This is a genomic window from uncultured Aquimarina sp. (assembly GCF_947492405.1).
GTDB lineage: Bacteria > Bacteroidota > Bacteroidia > Flavobacteriales > Flavobacteriaceae > Aquimarina.
Genome location: NZ_CANLMP010000002.1, coordinates 984,242 through 1,001,900 on the forward strand (window position 1 = coordinate 984,242; position 17,659 = coordinate 1,001,900).

Genomic DNA, 17,659 nt, shown 5'->3' on the forward strand with positions numbered 1-17,659 from the left:
TTACTACATCTATATAATACAATTTGGTATGTAGAACCCCAAAATTATTTTAGTATGAAAAGGATAGGAATAATTTTACTGATTATTTTTTCAGGTTGTTTGACCGGTTGCTTGAATGATGATGATGGAATCATTTTTTCGTATGAGAGAATTCCCATTGAACAGGTAGATATCCCAGGTCAATTTACAAGAGGTGAAACTTATAAAATCACAGTTTTTTATTTTAGACCTTCGGATTGCCATTCTTTTAGCGGATTTGATTATGACAGATTATCGAACGAACGCACAGTATCTGTACTCAATGTTGTTGTTCAGGATCGTATGTGCGAAGATCTAGAAGAAACGGATTTGATTGACACCTCAATTAACTTTTTTGTTGGGTCAGAAGATTCATACATTTTCAGATTTTGGCAAGGTGTAAATGATCAAGGTGAAAATGAATTTTTAATTATAGAAGTTCCTGTTGTAGAATAAGGCTTTGATAGTGTAGTGTTAACCAAAACAAAAACTGTTCGTGAGTCTAGAGCAACTCATAAAAAAATGTAAGAAACAAGATGCTAAGGCACAAGAACAACTATATAGATTATATGGTAGCAAACTATTCTCTATCTGTCTAAAGTATTCTAACAATTATGCAAGTGCCGAAGACACCTTGCAGGATGCCTTTATTACAATTTTTGACAAAATAGCACAGTACAAAAGTAAAGGTTCTTTTGAGGGTTGGATAAAACGAATCACTATCAATACCGCATTACAAAAATACCGAAAACAAAAAGTTTTTGAAATTATTGGTGAAGATCAAATAGAAGAGGTAGAAGTTGAAATAGATGAGGACAATGTTTCCTTAGATTATCTTCTAGAAATTATTCAGCAATTACCTGATAGATATCGGTTGGTATTTAATCTTTATGTGTTAGATGGTTATTCACATAAAGAAATTGCAGAAATGCTTACTATTTCGACAGGAACCTCCAAATCTAATTTGGCAAGAGCCAGAAATATTTTGAAAGAAAAAATAGAAACTAACCATGAACCACGCGTTCAGTCAATTGAAGGATGAAGATGAGTGATAAAAAAAACATAGATAGATTGTTTCAGGAAAAGTTCAAAAATTTTGAAGTTACACCTGATGATGCTGTCTGGAAAAAAATTCAAGATCGAAAAAATAAAGATCGTAAACGAATACTTATTTTACCATTTTGGTATCGTATTGCTGGAGTTGCTGCATTAGTAGCAGTAATTTTATCTGTTGGACCTTTTTTACTGCCTGAGGACAACACCGAAGACTCCATAGTCGTTACTAAGAACTCGGAAAATACGGATAATTTATCTACCGAAAATCAAGAGAATACTACAGCTATTCCTGATGATGGTCTTGTAAACACTCCAAAAAACAAAAATTCAAACTATAGTGATGGAGCATCCGAAAGTTCCAACGCCAATAATGAAGCTATTACGAATAATTCCTTAAAAAATGATGATCAGAAAGATACTCCATTTGATATAACTTCAGATTCTAAATCTACCATTTCAGATGCTTATAAAAACCCTTCTGCAAACAGTAATACCAATAAAGAGTCTATAACAACCTTCAACGCAACAAACAACAAAGGAATAGTTTCTAATAGAGGTGATCAGAAAAAAGACAACATCATATCGGAACAAAAAGCGGCAACATTTAATACGGTAGCTGAAACAGAAAAAACTAATACTTCTGAAATAAATAAAGAAAAAGTTGCTATTACGGGCACAACTATTACTGCTAAAAATGGGATAGCGGAAAATAATAATGCAACTAATAATCAATTGGAAAATAGTACGAAAGACGAAAATCCATATTTTCAAAACCCAAATGACAAGGAAAATACTATTAAAGAGTATATTGCTAGCAACCCAGAAGAATCTGACAGTTCCAATAAAAAAGAAGTTCCTGACCAAACTTCGGATCCAAATCCGGATAGCGGAAAAAAATCAATTTTTGAGGCTATAAAAGAAAAAGAAGAGAAGGAAAAAATTATAGCAGAAACCAAATCAGGTAAAAGATGGAATGTATCACCAAACGTTGCTCCAGTGTACTATGATTCATTTGGGGGATCGTCTATCGATCCGGAATTCTCCGATAATAATAAACAAGGACAAGTTAACCTTAGCTACGGTATCCAAGTTGCTTATTCAATTAACAAAAAGTTAAGTGTACGATCAGGAGTGAATAAAGTTGACGTAGGGTATAACACAGAAGATGTAGGGTTTGGAATTGCTTCTGTAGCTCGAGGAGACATTAACAATGGCTTTACAAATACCCAAAGTATTGTTGTCTCTGATTTTCAAGCTACACAAAGTAGCTTTACTCCTGCGCCTCCTGATATTAACGGTGAAGTTTTAGTAACATCGCAAAATCCCGGATTACTTAATCATAGTATTGGATATATAGAAGTACCATTAGAACTTAAATATTCGCTCACAAATTCCAAAATCGGAATTCATATGATCGGAGGAGTCAGCACACTGTTCTTAGAGGATGAGGAAGTATCTATCATTGCAGGTAGTTTTAGAAATGAAAACGTAGCGAGAGATGAAACTGTCAATGACATAAGCTTTAGTGGAAATATTGGTATAGGATTTGATTATAAGTTATCAGATCAATTCCAGATTAATATGGAACCTATCTTTAAATATCAATTTAATGGATTTAAAGAAAGTGCGGAAAGCTTTAGACCTTATTATTTCGGTATATATACAGGAGTAAGTTTCAAATTTTAAGACAATGAAAAAGAAAAGTAACTAAATGTGTTTTAGGTTATTTTAGTTGGTTAGGTTGAATTATTGCTCTAGGGAAGCAATGATGACAAAGCTGTTTCTGGGGAGGAACAGCTTTTGTTTTTAAAAAACCTTCTTATCACAATTGATCAGATTGTAACTTATCCAAAATGACTTTGTGTGTGTTTATATTAAGCCCTTTCTTATGCTCTTGAGTCAATCCCTCAGTTGAAATTTCTTTATGCACAAAAGCCCTCATTTTTCCTGGACTCCCACTAAAAAATGTATATGAAAATCTTTTTTTATTATCTAGGAATGTTAAAGGAACTATAGGTATCTGATGATCAATTGCTAACCTAAATGCCCCATCCTTAAAATCATCAAGCATAATAGATTCATCTTCTGGAACGCCGCCTTCTGGAAATATACAGATACTTGTCCCATCGTGTAACCTAGCTTGCGCTCGATCAAAAACTTCTTTCCTACTTTTTTGACTATTTCTATCTACAAGAATACAAGTTCTCTTATAGAAAAAACCAAAAATAGGAATCTTGGCTAGTTCTTTTTTTCCAACAAAAACAAAAGGATTCTTCACACAATACAACATTAACATAATATCTGCCATAGAAGTGTGATTGGCAACAAACATATAGCTCTTATGAGCGTCCACTTTTGCTTCTTTTTTTAGTCTGGGAACAAAACCGCTACCAAACAGCACAATTTTAGCCCAGAATCTGGCAACAACAAAAAACTGTGGGTACCACTGTTCTCTTGATGTTAATATCAGCAAAATTGGAAATAATATAATAATAGGAATTCCCATCATCATATAAAACCAAATTCGCCAAAGAAGAATCAATATGTATCTAATGATAAACATAGCCGCAAAAATACACAATTGGTTTGAGCTATCTGAACAAAAAAATTACCTTTGCCAGAAACTATAAAATTACTATGGCAAGAATTCTAACAGGAGTCCAAAGTACAGGAACACCTCATTTAGGAAACTTATTAGGAGCGATCATTCCAGCTATTCATATGGCAAATCAACCAGAGAATGATTCCTTTTTGTTTATTGCAGATATGCATTCATTAACACAGATTAAGGATGCTAAAATACTAAGAGAAAACACCTACTCTACTGCTGCAACCTGGCTGGCTTTTGGTTTAGATATAGAAAAAACTGTATTTTATCGCCAGAGTGATATTCCACAAGTTACAGAATTATCATGGTATCTTAGTTGTTTCTTTCCGTATCAAAGGTTAACTCTAGCACATTCATTTAAGGATAAAGCGGATCGATTAGAAGATGTAAATGCAGGGTTGTTTACATACCCGATGCTAATGGCCGCTGATATTTTATTGTATGATGCAGAAATTGTTCCTGTAGGAAAGGACCAGGAACAACATATAGAAATGACCAGAAATGTAGCAGAACGTATCCATAATCAGGTTGGAGAACTTTTTGTCTTACCAGAAGCACAATTTCAGAAAGAAACGATGTATGTTCCAGGAACGGATGGTGCTAAAATGAGTAAGTCTAAAGGCAATACCATTAATTTATTTTTACCAGATAAAAAACTACGTAAAAGTATTATGGGAATTCAAACCGATAGTACTCCAATGGAAGAGCCTAAAAATCCTGATACGTGTAATGTATTTGCATTATATCAATTGGTAGCATCAGAAGAGCAATTAGTAGAAATGCGTGCCAATTACTCCGGTGGCAATTACGGATACGGTCATGCCAAACAAGCGCTATATGAAGTCATAATAGACAAGTTCTCTGAAGAACGTGAACGCTATAATTATTACATGGATAATCTAGAAGAAGTGGATAAGGCACTAGCAATTGGTGCTGAAAAAGCTTCAAAAGTGGCAAATAAAGTCCTTTCTAGAGTACGTGAGAAGGTTGGATACTAGTTTACTTAATTTTATTAAAAAGTAATAGTTTCTAGGACAAATCATAAAAATGCAGATTAGTTATAACTAATCTGCATTTTTTTATAACACTACCTTATAGAATCTCCTTTATAGACTTTCATCTCCAGTAGCTCATATTCTTTTGCTAAACTACTTGGATCTTTACGCTCATCATTTTTTACATGTCTATCGAAAAAAGAAGTTACGAGTTGGGTGGTAATTTTCATCCCTAATGTAGCATCTATGGATCCCGTTCCTGCAATTGATTGTAAGGGGATCATAAATGGAATATCCATAAAGTTTGGATGTCCAGATTGAAGTAACTTACTTTCATAAAAATAATCAGTACTCTTATGTCTATAAACATGCGAATTGATATCTTCATGTTCAATAGGCCAATCTGCAGAAATATATAAGAATGGTTTATGGTAAATAGTATCCATCATTTCCCCCCCATTGAATTCCATCTAAGTTAGCTGCTGCTTTTATTCTATGATCTTTTATCATTACTTGTCCTGCAGCTCCACCACCTCTGGAGTGGCCAAATACACCAATTTTATTTAAGTCTAGTCTTTCTTTAAAAAAACCTTTATCATTCCAATTCTCTAAAAGATCAATAATATCAACCATATCATTTGACCACCTTTCTACCATATCACTTACAAAATATCCTTTTGATGCCTTTCTTAAGATTGCATGACGTTCTTCAAAAGAAATGTTAGCGCTAAAAGCATCCTTTATAGGAGTAATATGTTTCATGGATTCTTTACTTTCATTTGATTGATACTCATAATCAAAAAACTTCATTGTACCATCAGGAAAAGTAGCACCTAAACTTTCGTACGTATGAGTCATATTTATAATAACATATCCTTGACTTGCAATTTCTGTTAATAGGGCATAATATCCTGTAGATTTGGATCCATAACCGTGAGAAAAAATCAAAACAGGAAATGTTTCTTTTGCAATAGTTATATCTTCATATACATGGGTTTTCACCCTGTCCAGATAATTAATAGTAAAAGAAGGTAAAAAACCCATACTATATTTATTTATAAAACCTAAGCGATTGGCTTGATCTACGTATGGTTCTCTTTTACCAGAAACAGTAGTTGTTGATGGATACCAGATTTTGACCATTAATTCTCTTTTATCATTTGGGTCTTTTGTAATAACTTCATCTTGATCTGTTTTCACATGAATCCACTTTGTACCTACTTTATACGCTCCTGTAGGTTCTGGTAAAGAAAATACTGGAAGTAGGATTGGTAAGATCCAGCCCACAATCAATAACATTATCAAACCTAAATATCCTAAACCTCTACGAAATGTTAATTTATAAGGTTTATTTATATCTATAACATACATTCTCCATATCAATATTACCATCAATAAGTAAGCAGGAGTCATTTGCCAACGCCAACCTTCGACACTAAAATGTAAAATCATCAAAAGGCATATAGAAAGTATCCAATATTTTTTTGGAATTTTCTTAATAGATTGACGTTTTACAAATGGTAGAATTGTTACAAAAAATAATAAGATGATTTCTAAAGCTCTCATTTTTTAGAGATAAATTGTTATTCTAGTACAAGATTTCTAAAATAACGCCGATCAATATTTTTAATCGATAAACAACTCATTTAGCTTCCTTTTCTACCCTTTTAGTACTTTTCGAGTTGTATGCTCTGATAAAAATTAAAACTAAAAAATTAGTTCAAACTAAATATTTAGTTTATATTAGCATTCTCAAACTAAAATATTAGTTTGAAAACTATAAAGAAATTAACTTATGAAACAGTTGACCAAAGCTGAAGAAGATATTATGAAAATCCTATGGAATCTAGAGGAAGGTAGCGTTATTGCCATTCTGGAACAGTTACCAGAACCAAAACCAGCTTATAATACTGTTTCTACGATTGTAAGAATATTAGAAGACAAAGGTTTTGTAAACTATAGAAAAGAAGGAAGAATCCACATTTATATCCCTCTTGTTAAAAAAACAGAATACAGTAACCAGAGCATTAACAAATTGATTGATGGGTACTTTCAAGGGTCTTTTAAGAGTATGGTTTCTTTTTTTATGAAAAAAAATGACATCAGTATTGCCGAAATGGAAGCAGCAATGAGAGAAATAAATAAAGAAGAAGAATAATATGATACATTATATATTACAAATCATAGCGTTTCAACTACTTTTTTTAATAACATATGATCTATTTCTAAAAAAAGAAACATTTTTTAATTGGAATAGAGCATATCTTCTTATGACTCCTATCCTGAGTTTTTTGCTTCCTCAGGTTCAATTGGATTTTATAAGGCAAAATATTCCAACAGCATATACCATACAATTACCCGAAGTACTTATTACAAGTACTCCGATGCAGGTGCATCTTTTACCCGAAGTTATTATCGGATCTGAGAGTAATCTATCAAATTACATTTCTTTGATACCCATTTTTGGATATTTATGGTATCTGGGAGTGGTAGCAAGCTTATTTTTATTTCTTTACAAAATTTTCAAAATACTAAACCTTAGAAAATCTGGTACTAAAGTAAACACAAAAAATATTACACTTATATCATTACCTGATACAACAACAGCATTTTCTTTTTTCAATACGATCTATATTGGGACTAATCTTTCGGAAATTAAAAAAACCAATGTTTTACTTCATGAAAAAATCCACGTAAAAGAATATCATTCTATAGATCTTGTTTTTTTTGAAATGTTACGGATTTTATTTTGGTTTAATCCGTTGATCTATATATACCAAAATAGAATAGCCATGCTTCAGGAATATATTGCAGATGCTAAGGCTATAGCGGAAACTAGTAAAAAAGAATACTATCAGAATCTATTGTCTCAGGTTTTCCAAACAGAGAAAATTTCATTTATTAATACTTTTTTCAATCATTCATTAATCAAAAATCGACTTATTATGTTACAAAAATCAAAATCAAAGAAAATCTTTCAATTAAAGTATCTATTATTACTACCTGTAGTGTGTATGATGTTAGTGTACACTTCTTGTGCCGAAGATTCCCCCCAAGATGTTCCGGAAATTGCAAAACAAAATTCTATTCTTGAAAAGATTACTGCTTTAAAAAATGAAATTGAATTACAAGGAGGTTTGTCTTCAGAAGAAGAAAAACAATTAAAAGGTTTGGTGGCCAAACTAACAAATGATGTTTCAAAATCGAAATATCAGTATGTACCAGGTTCTAAAGATGTACCTTTTGTCCATTTGGACAAAACCCCCGTTTATCCTGGTTGTTCTGAAGCTTCTTTAACTGAAAGTAAAAAATGTTTTTCTCAGAATATTTCAAGATTTGTTGGATCTGAGTTTAATATTAAACTTGCAGAAGATCTTAATCTAAAAGGAATTCAAAGAATATATGTGCGATTTAAAATAGATACCAATGGTCAACTAACTGACATAAAATCAAGAGGCCCACTACCAGAATTAGAAGAAGAAGCGATTAGAGTGATCAAAAAACTTCCTAAAATGACTCCAGGAGAAAAAGATGGAAAACCTGTAAATGTTTTATATTCATTGCCCATAGTTTTTGAGATAAAGAAATAAGAATCTCATTATGAATTGTCCTGAAATAGGTTGACAGTTTTATATTAAAATGAAAGGGCTGGTTAGAAAGCTTTCTAACCAGCCCTTTTTTATGCCAACATTTGTCAACTGATATTAACGTTCAAAACCTTTCTCTACTGAAAGTATGACATTAAAAGTTCCATTTTCTTTATTAGTAATTACCGGATATTTACCCGCTTTTACCACATTACCTTGTAATCCTAGTTCTTTGGAGATTTCTGCATCAAGAATCAATGAATCTTCTACTGTAAAGACATTATCTTTGAACAAACCTTCTTCCTGATAAAACTGTAATCCTGCAATTTTTTCATTTAAGGCAAATGGTATCGAGGCTTTTCTCGGATCTATATCTACCTCCAATTTATCTCTAAAGGAAAGGAAATCTCTAGGATCTAATTTTTCGTAGATTATCCAAGGATCCCAAATATCAATCCAACAAGGTACAAACCAACATGGATCATAAAAGATAGGGATACATATTTTTTCGAAACCACATATTCCGTTAAGTGAAGAGAAACATCTCCCCTGAAACCTTAGTCCTCTTTCAAAAATATAGTAACATCGATAAGAAATCCATTTACCTTCTGCTTCTATTTGGTTATTACTTTCATTTACCTCCACAATAGAATTTGTTTCTTCTACTGTTTCTTTTTCACAAGCGTAGAATACTCCAATTGCTATTGCTACGGCTAAAAAAAATACTTTTTTCATATTATTTAGGTTTTAAGATTAAAAAAATCCCCATTACGACTGATTGTTGGCATTCCAATCGTTATAGGGATATATGGTGAAACAATTCTTTCTTTTAATAATTTAAAAGAGTTGTTTTATTAGTAAAACTTTTAAAAAGGGAAATATGGCGCTAAAGTACTATCAATTTATCTGTGTGTAATGGGGTATAAACCTGTTTTTGTCTAAGTTGTTTAACTAATAATCATCTAGATTTTAGCAGATGATTTTGTATGAATAGTTCCTGGATAATGAATGAAGAAGTCTTTCTTACTTGCATTTTCAAACCAGAATGAGATAACCTTTCGGCTTTTACTAACCCTAGTTTTATTAAAAAAGTAGTAACTTTAAGTAATCTCTATGTTGAGATTCATCTAAATATCAAAAAATGCTAAAATCAAGAACAAAACAATCAACATTGACCTCTTTTGAAACGTCAATGTCTTCTTCTATTATTTTAAAAAAGTCTCTTAGAAAAATAATGGGTGATTATGATAGAGGTGACAGCTACAAACCAAATAAGCATCTGAATCACGGTGGATAAAGAAATCAAATAGTTTTTTAGATCTAATCTATCCTTGTATAGATCAATTTATCCAATGTAGGACCTGATCCATAAGAAAATGACAAACTTAATTTGTTGTTTTCCAGCAATAAAACAACTCCTTCTGTAGCACCTTCTTCATTAATCACATCTTCAGGCTTATAACTAAAGCTAAAAACCCCACTGCTAATGAACTTCCAGGTACCTTCTCTAGTACTTTCAAGAACACACTGATTATCGGCACTAGAAGTAAAGTAACCTGTATCCACAAAAATCTCTGTATCCAATACTTCGATTATAGATAGTTTTTCACAATCAGAAAGATTGGCTTCTTCAATAGGTAAATCTTCAAAACCATCATTGGTAAAATACTCTTCTAATTGCCATTTACCGGTTATGCTTTGTGCTGTATCGGATGAATCAGAGTCATCATCACTACAAGAAAAAGACACTCCCGAAATGAGTACAACCAGCACTAAACGATACAACAAATTCATAATCTATTAATTTACTTGACAAATTATTTCACCAATACTCCTCGTTGTTCCATTACTGGGAGATCTCGAAAGGCATTTTCATTAATTGTGTTTTTTCTGAAAATATATTTCTTATCGAATAATTTACCTTCAGCAAAAAATGTAACAGAGAATTCATTATTCATTACAAACAATTCTTCTTGAATCATTTCGATTTTAGCTGATGATTTAGCATCAACTGTTCCTATGCCATGTCTTAATAAAGATGTCTTTTTTTCGGTATTATAGCCCTTTGTTACTACAAATACCATTTCGATAGGAATTTCTTGATCATTAATGATATATGAATTCCAATCATGGCCACCGAACTCATCATTCCATTCTTTGACCACGGCTATATAGACGTTTTCTACTATCGGTATTTCTATATCTTTTCTCAATTATAATGCAGACTTAAACTGTTCTAAGAAACGTACATCATTTTCACTTAACATACGGATATCAGAAATCCCATATAACAATAGCGCTATACGATCGATTCCCATACCAAAAGCAAATCCACTATATTCTTCTGGATCAATGTTACAGTTTTTCAATACGTTCGGGTCTACCATTCCACAACCCATAATCTCCAACCAACCTGTTCCTTTGGTCATTTTATAATCAGTTTCTGTTTCTAATCCCCAATATACATCTACCTCTGCACTAGGTTCTGTGAATGGGAAGTATGACGGACGCAACCTGATCTTAGATTTACCGAACATCTCTGTGGTAAAATACTGTAAAGTTTGCTTTAGATCTGCAAACGAAACATCTTTATCTATATACAATCCTTCTACTTGATGAAAGAAACAATGTGATCTAGCAGAGATTGCTTCATTACGATATACTCTACCCGGAGAAATAGTTCTGATCGGAGGTTTGTTTTCTTCCATATATCGCACCTGAACAGAAGATGTATGTGTACGCAATAAAATATCAGGATCTGTCTGGATAAAAAACGTATCCTGCATGTCACGTGCCGGATGATATTCTGGTAAGTTAAGCGCAGTAAAGTTATGCCAGTCATCTTCAATTTCTGGTCCTTCACTAACATTAAAACCAATACGAGAAAATATATCTATGATTTGATTCTTTACTAAAGAAATTGGGTGACGAGATCCTAAAGCAATCGGTTCTGCTGGACGTGTAAGATCTCCATAGGCTCCCTTTTCTTCGTCTTTAGATTCTAGTTCGTCTTTTAAAGTTCTTACTTTTTCTTCAGCAGCTACTTTTAATGCATTGATAGCCTGACCAAACTCTTTTTTCTGATCGTTGGCAATATTTCTGAATTCAGCAAAAAAGTCATTAACCAATCCTTTCTTACCCGAAAACTTTATTCTGAACGCCTCAACTTCTTCTTTGGTCCTAGCAGAGAAATCCTCAACTTCTGATATATATTCTTTAATCTTATCGATCATGATCTTTTTCTTAATAGAGGGCAAATTTAAGATTTGTAACACATAAAACCGTACATACCTTATAAAAAATGTATTATTTAGGTAATAAAATGTATTATTTCAAGAAAAATCAACTTTTAGTAAAAGCTGTGCTTTGTTTTAGATTATCTCGATAGGTATATAACATCAAAAAGAAAACCGACATTCCTCCGAATAGATGCCATAACCAATGTGTTCCCATATACAGAAAATCAGTTTCCCAGAACTTATCGGCGCTTCTAAAGCTTACGGCTATAGCAAAAAACATAAAAGCTAGTATAATCATTTCTTTATGTCTCCCTTTTGTTTTTATAAGATATAAAACAATGGGAAGCAAAACTGTAATTGCTGTAATTACGTATCCTAGTGAAATTCTAACGACCGAAGGCATTGGTAGCATTCTTACACCAAAAGAAACACCAAAAATTAAGATAAACGCCAATACTCTTTTCCACCAAATTTTATATAACTTAAAAATGAAATAAAAAACTGCAGACATACATAGTATCATAATGGGTACCCAATCCATAAACAACCATATCTGATGACTTCTGGTACCATGAAATAAGGTTCCTCCTATAAAGCCAATGGACAGAATTGGTAAACTAAATGCTAAAAACAAATGTTGTTTTGGATTTTTATATACTCTGATGGAGAAATAGATGATTACAAATAAAAATACAAGATTACTAATCGTATTAAAGGGTTCTACTGGTAATCTTCCCATCATTGTCTCCTGATAAATTGGTCCGGTATCATTGGGAACAATATTAAGGTCATTGATAAGATTTAGAAGCATATTTTCTTTTTGTATTAAAGTTAAAAAAATGACACAAACTGAGAAGTATTCGAAGTAATTAATCTCGAAAAAAACAAAAAGATAACATTCTTGTAATCAGATAACTATTGTTTTTTAAGATTCTTTAAGAAAAACAATTATCAGGTACGTTAAAGCACGTTAAAAATCTTGATAAAACTCTAAACATTAACTATATTTAGGTGTATTAAAAATAAAATTCTATTTTTTAAATAGTATAAAGTTTCGCCCTAGATTTTCTCCCAAAATAATATTTCATAACCAATACCTGCAAACAAATGGTATATGACTAAAAGTTAGTCATTATTTAATGTTTAATTTAAAAAATGTCGATATGAAAAAGTTATTTTTTGGAATTCTAATTATAGACATGAAAGGATTAAAAGAATTGATAAGTAATCTTCCTTCGGCTTCTTGGTATGCTATGAGAAGATAACTACATTATGAGTAAACTTCTTTAAGAGAAGGTTTTAATAAATCATCTATACAAAAAGATGCTCAAGTCGAGCATCTTTTTGTATATCTGTTATTTTTTAATCTTAATAAATATACTCACTTGTCAAAAAATAACTGACGATTGCTTCTTTCATTAAGACAGACTGTTCTCCTGCTTTAAGGTTAGGCAATTGCTCTTTTACAATATAATGTGGCCATCCCTGTTCATCAAAATAATCAAATTCATAATAGCCATATGGTTCTAACAATCTGCATATCGCAATGTGCATAAGGTCTAATTTTTCATCCTTCTTAAATTTGCGATGAACCTGACCCAATTCTTGTACTCCTATTAAATAGATAATTGCATCTAAATCCAACTCATCTCCATCAGCAAATTGAGCTGATAATTTCTGGACCAAAATGTCCCATCTTTCTTTTAATTTTTCGTCTCTGGCCATAACGTATCTTTACCTATACTTTCGATTTCTACATAAAAAATTAAGCGCTACAAAAGTAACGCTTAACTAAAAAAACCAACCATCATTTGTGAGAAATATTAAAATTCCCACAATACGCCAATTCCGGCATATTGATTCCGATAATTTCTAAAAGATCTTGCATCTATATCACTATAATTTGTACTGCGGACTTTTGAGAATAAAGTTGTCGTTACTGAAAATCCATTTCCAATTTTATGAGCACCATTTAATTGAAAATTAGCATATTCATATTGTAACTCTTCTCCAATAAGTCCATCAGTATTTCTGGCTTCGATATCTGTATAATTTCTTGTAATAAAAGAAAAAGTTCCTCTAATTTTTGTCTTGTCATTGTCATATTTCAGAGCAATTCCTGGGCCATATTGATTAAACCCTGATCGGTTAGTAGAATTATCAATTCTTACATAATAAATAAAATTTGGTTTTACTTCGAACTGTTTACTGAAAGGTAATCTATAATACAAGGTCCCTTTTAGATAATCCCAATCCCTTTCTCCATCTGGTTCGATATCACTAGCATTAAAAGTGTCATAACGTCGTTTTTTTGCATACGCCGTTATGCCTAATTTATGTTTCAATTTATTTACTCTAAAAGTTTGAACCGAAGAAAATTGAACTCCAAACTCATTGTATTGTAAATCTCTAACACCAAAAGCATCAAAATTTCTAAAATTATAAAATCCTTCTACCGTAAATTCATTATTTATAAGTGGAACTAACTGTAAACCTAGGCTACCTCCATAACTGGTATATCCTAAAGGATTAATTAATACATCCTGATCGCCTCCCAGTCCTTCTCTGTTCATTCTTATAAATCGAACTTCTGTAAGTAATGACGTCTTTCTATTAAATTTATAATCATATTTGACGTTCGTATGCAAGCTCCAATAACTATCATTAGAATTTTCGTAAAATATTCTTGAAAAAGGATTTGCAGAAACTCTTATCCTGTTTTTGCTCCACTTATATTTATATCTATAATTTAATTCTATGTCTTGATAAAAACTACTGGATATCAAATCGTCTTCATTTAATATAGTTCCTCCTGTTCTTATCTCTTTGGGGCTTCTAAAATAATTATATTCATACCCTGCTTGGGTTTCTGCATAGAATGTATTTTTACTCTGTGTATATGATATGATACTTGTTAATGTCAATACAATTGTTATAAAGATTTTCGTGATTTTCATATATCGTTTTTTTCCTTTTCTTACTTGTTTGTTTTTTCTTCTATTGCTTTTTTTAGACCTTGTTTATTTACTAATTGTATTCCCAGTCCTGGCCGCACATTTATTTCCATTATTTGCGGTCCTTTATTTTTATCAATTACGATATCAATTCCTAGATAATCTAAAGGGAAAACTTTTGCTGTTTCAATAGCTATTTTCAGAATTTCTTTCCAGTATGGAATGGGAACATCTTTTATTATAAATTCACTATCCGGATGATGATCAAAATAATTTTTTCCATCATATACTTCGGTCAGTGTTCCTTTATCTAAATCTACTCCAATACCCACTCCATTTTGATGAAGATTTGCTTTGCAATCGGATTTATCTGTGGGCATCCTTAACATCCCCATTAAAGGAATTCGATTAAGTGTTATAATTCTAAAATCAGGCACTCCTTGTGGATATATTTTATGAAAAAAAGGATGTGGTTCTATGCATTCCTCGACCAAAACCCTATCATGTGACCCTAGAGAAAAGAATCCCATTATGGTGGCAGCCATATGCTGAAATATCTGCCGTTCGGTAATTATTTTTCCACTGCTTGTCCAATTACCTTTTAGATCTTTCTTAATAATTTTGATTCCACCACCACCACAACCATTTGCTGGTTTTATAGCCATTGCAGTATACTTCTTACAAGTTTCCCAGGCTTTTTTTATATCACTGTTGTATTCTATTACAGCATATGTTTCTGCACAAGGAATATCATATTGATGCAAAATTTCTTTTGTTAATACTTTATCATCAGCAAGAGGATAATGCTTTTTAGCATTATTAGGATAGATTAACTTAATGTTTCTTTCGTTCAAACCGATTACGTTTGATTTTTTACGATTTCTCATTTTCAGAATTGTTGACAGCATAGTTTTAGATTTTGAAATATTCAATACCACCCCAAAGAGTAAACTAATAGGGTTGGAATACTGTTTCTTATGGATTGATTAACTAAATAATGGTTTGAAACGATAAAATTCTACCCATCTGATACCTATATATCTTCCTAGAAGTATTGCAGAAGAAATAATCAGTAGTATAATCTCAGGAAAGATTATTAGGATAGATGGTAACGCTTTCCAGGATAATAGTCCAAAACAGATTGTAGTAGCTAACAATGTTTGAAACAACTTATCGATTGCCATTTTGTAACCATCTTCAACAGTTGCTCTGGAAAATCGTTCTGCGGCTATTGTAAGAATAATAGTCGGAAAAAAAGTTAATGTCGTGAGCCACGTGATATTATATTTTAAGCCTATTGTTGTAGCGGTAATCATTAATCCGACCATAATTGTAAGAGACACCACTAGTTTAGGTGTATATAACAAGCCTATTTTATCAAAAGGATACGAAATTAATCCTACTAATAAAATCAATCCAACAAATAGTATAATTCCCGATACGAAACCAATATGTAGTAAAGAAAATGCAATCAAAACTGGCAGAAAAATCCCAAATGTCTTTACTCCTACAACGTTTCTCAAAAAAGCTACCAATAAACCTCCTAGTGGTAATAACAGTAAAAGATTTAATGATTTTTTTGGCATGATTCCTCCTTCTACAAGTCCCCAAAGAGAAACCCCGGATAGATTACGTATTTCTTCAGAATTCATCTTTAAGAAAGCAATGTGATTTACTTCTTCTATTTGATAGGTATAATCAAACTGAATTCCAGACGTATGCGTTATTAAAAACTCGTCTCCCTGATAAATCTCTAAGTAATTAGAAGGCAAATATGCAAAGTGATTATTTAAAGTATCAAAAGGTACCCAAGTCTCATTAATAAGGACTTCTGCCCAAACATGGGATGTTCTTTTATTAGAATTTTCTGCAATGATTCCTCCTTTAATTCTAGCAGGATATCCCAGATTTCTGGACAAGGCTACAAATAATCTACTCTTTCCGTTACAGGATGCCTTGTTTTGTCGGATCGTAGTTAATGCATCGGTTAATGTAATAATTGGTGCAGAAGGAATGCCAGATACGTAATCAAAAATATTTTTAATGACCTCTTTATCATCTTTCGTTTCTCGAACAAGCCGTTTAGCTAATTCACTTATTGATTCATCATTAGACTGAATATTTAATGTTGGCTCTAAATATTTTTTATACGTATCAGATGTCCTAATAAACGTTTTAGGAATGATATAGTTTTTATCTTTTCCTTCAAAAATGAATTCGTAGTTTACAGAATGGTATGTATTCTTATTCGTGGTATTCCAAATAGCCCTTATATTTTCATTTTCTTCTTCCTTTTTCTTGAAATGTAAAGTGCTATCTTTCTTGATATTCCCTTCAGAAATTCTTTGTCTGAAGTTGTTTTTAGGAATAAACGTTTTTACAAATGTGTTTTTGTCTCCAGACTTAAAAAAATAAGTATAATTTACTTTATAAACTTCATCAGGATTAAAGTTATCATAGTTATTTATAATTGGTTTCAATTTAAATCCAATTGAAGTAATAGCTATAGCAGCAATCAAGATAACCGTAATTCTAAGATTTGTTTTGGAATTCATAATGAGTTATTTTTGGCTGTATAACCGGACATAAGAAAAATACCCTACCCTGGATTGAAAAAAATATTTCGCCTATGAATATATCTCCCAAATCTGTTTGTGAACAACCAGTGTTTAATGAGTTATTCAAATCACACTCCAGGACTATTAGAAATCATATTTATTATAAATGTGGAGATCCGGATCAGGCAGAGGATATTATGCAGGAGGCTTTTATTCGATTATGGAATAATTGTAAAAAAATAATCTTCGAAAAAGCAAGAGCTTTTTTGTATAAAGCATCTACAAATCTGTTTCTAAATCAAGTAGAACATCAGAAAGTAAAACTAGCATACACTAAATTATCTCATAGAGACAGAAATCATGAATCTCCAGATTTTATTTTAGAAGAAAAAGAGTTTATGGTGAAGCTTCAGAATGCTATTGCCGATCTTTCTGAAGCACAACGAGAAGTATTTTTATTAAATCGTATCGACAAAAAAACATACAATGAAATTGCCGAAATGCTTGGTATTTCTGTAAAAGCAGTAGAAAAAAGAATGCACAATGCTCTTAAGAAATTAAGGAAAATCATAAAAAATATTTAAATAAGGTAGGGTATTTAGCAGGTAGCCGGTTATATGGCTAATAACACACCTAATTATTCG

The 17,659-nt window shown here is 31.8% G+C and carries 20 protein-coding genes; 8 read left to right on the top strand and 12 right to left on the bottom strand.

Going from position 1 to position 17,659, the window contains the following annotated elements; all coding sequences use genetic code 11:
* Positions 1-54 precede the first annotated feature (54 nt).
* Genes Q0829_RS10510 through Q0829_RS10520 form a run of 3 tightly spaced genes read left to right on the top strand, consistent with a single transcriptional unit; the run spans position 55 to position 2,760 of the window.
* The gene (locus Q0829_RS10510) at positions 55-474 is read left to right on the top strand and encodes a hypothetical protein (RefSeq protein WP_298542249.1); all 420 of its coding nucleotides are present in this window, start codon (positions 55-57) and stop codon (positions 472-474) included.
* A gap of 40 nt (positions 475-514) precedes the next feature.
* Positions 515-1,060, top strand: coding sequence for an RNA polymerase sigma factor (locus Q0829_RS10515; RefSeq protein WP_298542252.1), 546 nt, complete (start codon positions 515-517; stop codon positions 1,058-1,060).
* A gap of 2 nt (positions 1,061-1,062) precedes the next feature.
* Positions 1,063-2,760 carry a hypothetical protein gene (locus Q0829_RS10520; protein WP_298542255.1) on the top strand — a complete coding sequence of 566 codons (1,698 nt, stop codon included), beginning with the start codon at positions 1,063-1,065 and terminating at the stop codon, positions 2,758-2,760.
* 136 nt (positions 2,761-2,896) lie between these two features.
* On the opposite strand, the gene Q0829_RS10525 is transcribed toward Q0829_RS10520, so the two are convergent.
* Positions 2,897-3,637 carry a lysophospholipid acyltransferase family protein gene (locus tag Q0829_RS10525; RefSeq protein ID WP_298542256.1) on the bottom strand — a complete coding sequence of 247 codons (741 nt, stop codon included), beginning with the start codon at positions 3,635-3,637 and terminating at the stop codon, positions 2,897-2,899.
* A gap of 74 nt (positions 3,638-3,711) precedes the next feature.
* On the opposite strand from Q0829_RS10525, the gene trpS reads away from it, so the two are divergent.
* Complete coding sequence (trpS, locus tag Q0829_RS10530; protein WP_298542258.1) at positions 3,712-4,680, top strand: tryptophan--tRNA ligase; 969 nt, start codon at positions 3,712-3,714, stop codon at positions 4,678-4,680.
* A gap of 89 nt (positions 4,681-4,769) precedes the next feature.
* Here trpS and Q0829_RS10535 read toward each other — a convergent pair whose 3' ends face one another.
* On the bottom strand, positions 4,770-5,126 hold the full coding sequence (locus tag Q0829_RS10535) for a hypothetical protein (RefSeq protein WP_298542260.1): 357 nt from the start codon (positions 5,124-5,126) through the stop codon (positions 4,770-4,772).
* A complete protein-coding gene (locus tag Q0829_RS10540) occupies positions 5,104-6,243 on the bottom strand; it encodes a hypothetical protein (RefSeq protein ID WP_298542262.1) in 1,140 nt (379 codons plus the stop codon). The genes Q0829_RS10535 and Q0829_RS10540 overlap by 23 nt, the downstream gene beginning before the upstream one ends.
* Before the next feature lie 229 nt (positions 6,244-6,472).
* Between Q0829_RS10540 and Q0829_RS10545 the strand changes: the two genes are divergently transcribed.
* On the top strand, positions 6,473-6,835 hold the full coding sequence (locus tag Q0829_RS10545) for a BlaI/MecI/CopY family transcriptional regulator (RefSeq protein WP_298542265.1): 363 nt from the start codon (positions 6,473-6,475) through the stop codon (positions 6,833-6,835).
* Position 6,836: 1 nt separating this feature from the next.
* A complete protein-coding gene (locus Q0829_RS10550) occupies positions 6,837-8,267 on the top strand; it encodes a M56 family metallopeptidase (RefSeq protein WP_298542266.1) in 1,431 nt (476 codons plus the stop codon).
* A gap of 114 nt (positions 8,268-8,381) precedes the next feature.
* On the opposite strand, the gene Q0829_RS10555 is transcribed toward Q0829_RS10550, so the two are convergent.
* Positions 8,382-8,999 carry a hypothetical protein gene (locus tag Q0829_RS10555; RefSeq protein ID WP_298542268.1) on the bottom strand — a complete coding sequence of 206 codons (618 nt, stop codon included), beginning with the start codon at positions 8,997-8,999 and terminating at the stop codon, positions 8,382-8,384.
* Between the two features lie 406 nt (positions 9,000-9,405).
* Between Q0829_RS10555 and Q0829_RS10560 the strand changes: the two genes are divergently transcribed.
* Entirely contained in the window at positions 9,406-9,561 is a 156-nt protein-coding gene (locus tag Q0829_RS10560; protein ID WP_298542271.1) for a hypothetical protein, read from the top strand.
* A 23-nt stretch (positions 9,562-9,584) separates the two neighbouring features.
* On the opposite strand, the gene Q0829_RS10565 is transcribed toward Q0829_RS10560, so the two are convergent.
* The 8 genes from Q0829_RS10565 to Q0829_RS10600 all read right to left on the bottom strand — a co-directional run bounded on the left by Q0829_RS10565 (position 9,585) and on the right by Q0829_RS10600 (position 17,012).
* On the bottom strand, positions 9,585-10,058 hold the full coding sequence (locus Q0829_RS10565) for a lipocalin family protein (protein ID WP_298542273.1): 474 nt from the start codon (positions 10,056-10,058) through the stop codon (positions 9,585-9,587).
* Positions 10,059-10,081: 23 nt separating this feature from the next.
* Positions 10,082-10,477, bottom strand: coding sequence for a hypothetical protein (locus tag Q0829_RS10570; protein WP_298542275.1), 396 nt, complete (start codon positions 10,475-10,477; stop codon positions 10,082-10,084).
* Positions 10,478-11,497 (bottom strand): phenylalanine--tRNA ligase subunit alpha, encoded by a 1,020-nt coding sequence (gene pheS / locus Q0829_RS10575; RefSeq protein WP_298542278.1) that lies wholly within the window; start codon positions 11,495-11,497, stop codon positions 10,478-10,480.
* Positions 11,498-11,606: 109 nt separating this feature from the next.
* Positions 11,607-12,314: a ceramidase domain-containing protein gene (locus Q0829_RS10580; RefSeq protein ID WP_298542281.1), complete on the bottom strand. Its 708-nt coding sequence runs from the start codon at positions 12,312-12,314 to the stop codon at positions 11,607-11,609.
* A gap of 557 nt (positions 12,315-12,871) precedes the next feature.
* Positions 12,872-13,228 (bottom strand): hypothetical protein, encoded by a 357-nt coding sequence (locus Q0829_RS10585; RefSeq protein WP_298542285.1) that lies wholly within the window; start codon positions 13,226-13,228, stop codon positions 12,872-12,874.
* A gap of 98 nt (positions 13,229-13,326) precedes the next feature.
* On the bottom strand, positions 13,327-14,460 hold the full coding sequence (locus Q0829_RS10590; protein WP_298542288.1) for a hypothetical protein: 1,134 nt from the start codon (positions 14,458-14,460) through the stop codon (positions 13,327-13,329).
* Positions 14,461-14,480: 20 nt separating this feature from the next.
* The gene (locus Q0829_RS10595) at positions 14,481-15,365 is read right to left on the bottom strand and encodes a sugar-transfer associated ATP-grasp domain-containing protein (RefSeq protein ID WP_298542291.1); all 885 of its coding nucleotides are present in this window, start codon (positions 15,363-15,365) and stop codon (positions 14,481-14,483) included.
* A gap of 78 nt (positions 15,366-15,443) precedes the next feature.
* Positions 15,444-17,012, bottom strand: a complete 1,569-nt coding sequence (locus Q0829_RS10600; RefSeq protein WP_298542293.1) for a 7TM domain-containing protein — start codon at positions 17,010-17,012, stop codon at positions 15,444-15,446.
* A 74-nt stretch (positions 17,013-17,086) separates the two neighbouring features.
* Here Q0829_RS10600 and Q0829_RS10605 point away from each other — a divergent pair, with 74 nt between their 5' ends.
* Positions 17,087-17,599, top strand: a complete 513-nt coding sequence (locus Q0829_RS10605) for a sigma-70 family RNA polymerase sigma factor (protein WP_298542295.1) — start codon at positions 17,087-17,089, stop codon at positions 17,597-17,599.
* The last annotated feature ends 60 nt before the right edge of the window (positions 17,600-17,659 follow it).

What these genes read in the sequence shown, in the direction of transcription:
- Q0829_RS10550 (WP_298542266.1), top strand. Translation starts at nt 6,837, where the DNA reads ATGATACATTATATATTACAAATCATAGCGTTTCAACTACTTTTTTTA.
- Q0829_RS10560 (WP_298542271.1), top strand. Translation starts at nt 9,406, where the DNA reads ATGCTAAAATCAAGAACAAAACAATCAACATTGACCTCTTTTGAAACG.
- Q0829_RS10510 (WP_298542249.1), top strand. Translation starts at nt 55, where the DNA reads ATGAAAAGGATAGGAATAATTTTACTGATTATTTTTTCAGGTTGTTTG.
- Q0829_RS10525 (WP_298542256.1), bottom strand. Translation starts at nt 3,637, where the DNA reads ATGTTTATCATTAGATACATATTGATTCTTCTTTGGCGAATTTGGTTT.
- Q0829_RS10580 (WP_298542281.1), bottom strand. Translation starts at nt 12,314, where the DNA reads ATGCTTCTAAATCTTATCAATGACCTTAATATTGTTCCCAATGATACC.
- Q0829_RS10555 (WP_298542268.1), bottom strand. Translation starts at nt 8,999, where the DNA reads ATGAAAAAAGTATTTTTTTTAGCCGTAGCAATAGCAATTGGAGTATTC.
- pheS (WP_298542278.1), bottom strand. Translation starts at nt 11,497, where the DNA reads ATGATCGATAAGATTAAAGAATATATATCAGAAGTTGAGGATTTCTCT.
- Q0829_RS10585 (WP_298542285.1), bottom strand. Translation starts at nt 13,228, where the DNA reads ATGGCCAGAGACGAAAAATTAAAAGAAAGATGGGACATTTTGGTCCAG.
- Q0829_RS10595 (WP_298542291.1), bottom strand. Translation starts at nt 15,365, where the DNA reads ATGCTGTCAACAATTCTGAAAATGAGAAATCGTAAAAAATCAAACGTA.
- trpS (WP_298542258.1), top strand. Translation starts at nt 3,712, where the DNA reads ATGGCAAGAATTCTAACAGGAGTCCAAAGTACAGGAACACCTCATTTA.
- Q0829_RS10535 (WP_298542260.1), bottom strand. Translation starts at nt 5,126, where the DNA reads ATGATGGATACTATTTACCATAAACCATTCTTATATATTTCTGCAGAT.
- Q0829_RS10600 (WP_298542293.1), bottom strand. Translation starts at nt 17,012, where the DNA reads ATGAATTCCAAAACAAATCTTAGAATTACGGTTATCTTGATTGCTGCT.
- Q0829_RS10565 (WP_298542273.1), bottom strand. Translation starts at nt 10,058, where the DNA reads ATGAATTTGTTGTATCGTTTAGTGCTGGTTGTACTCATTTCGGGAGTG.
- Q0829_RS10605 (WP_298542295.1), top strand. Translation starts at nt 17,087, where the DNA reads ATGAATATATCTCCCAAATCTGTTTGTGAACAACCAGTGTTTAATGAG.
- Q0829_RS10545 (WP_298542265.1), top strand. Translation starts at nt 6,473, where the DNA reads ATGAAACAGTTGACCAAAGCTGAAGAAGATATTATGAAAATCCTATGG.
- Q0829_RS10590 (WP_298542288.1), bottom strand. Translation starts at nt 14,460, where the DNA reads ATGAAAATCACGAAAATCTTTATAACAATTGTATTGACATTAACAAGT.
- Q0829_RS10520 (WP_298542255.1), top strand. Translation starts at nt 1,063, where the DNA reads ATGAGTGATAAAAAAAACATAGATAGATTGTTTCAGGAAAAGTTCAAA.
- Q0829_RS10540 (WP_298542262.1), bottom strand. Translation starts at nt 6,243, where the DNA reads ATGAGAGCTTTAGAAATCATCTTATTATTTTTTGTAACAATTCTACCA.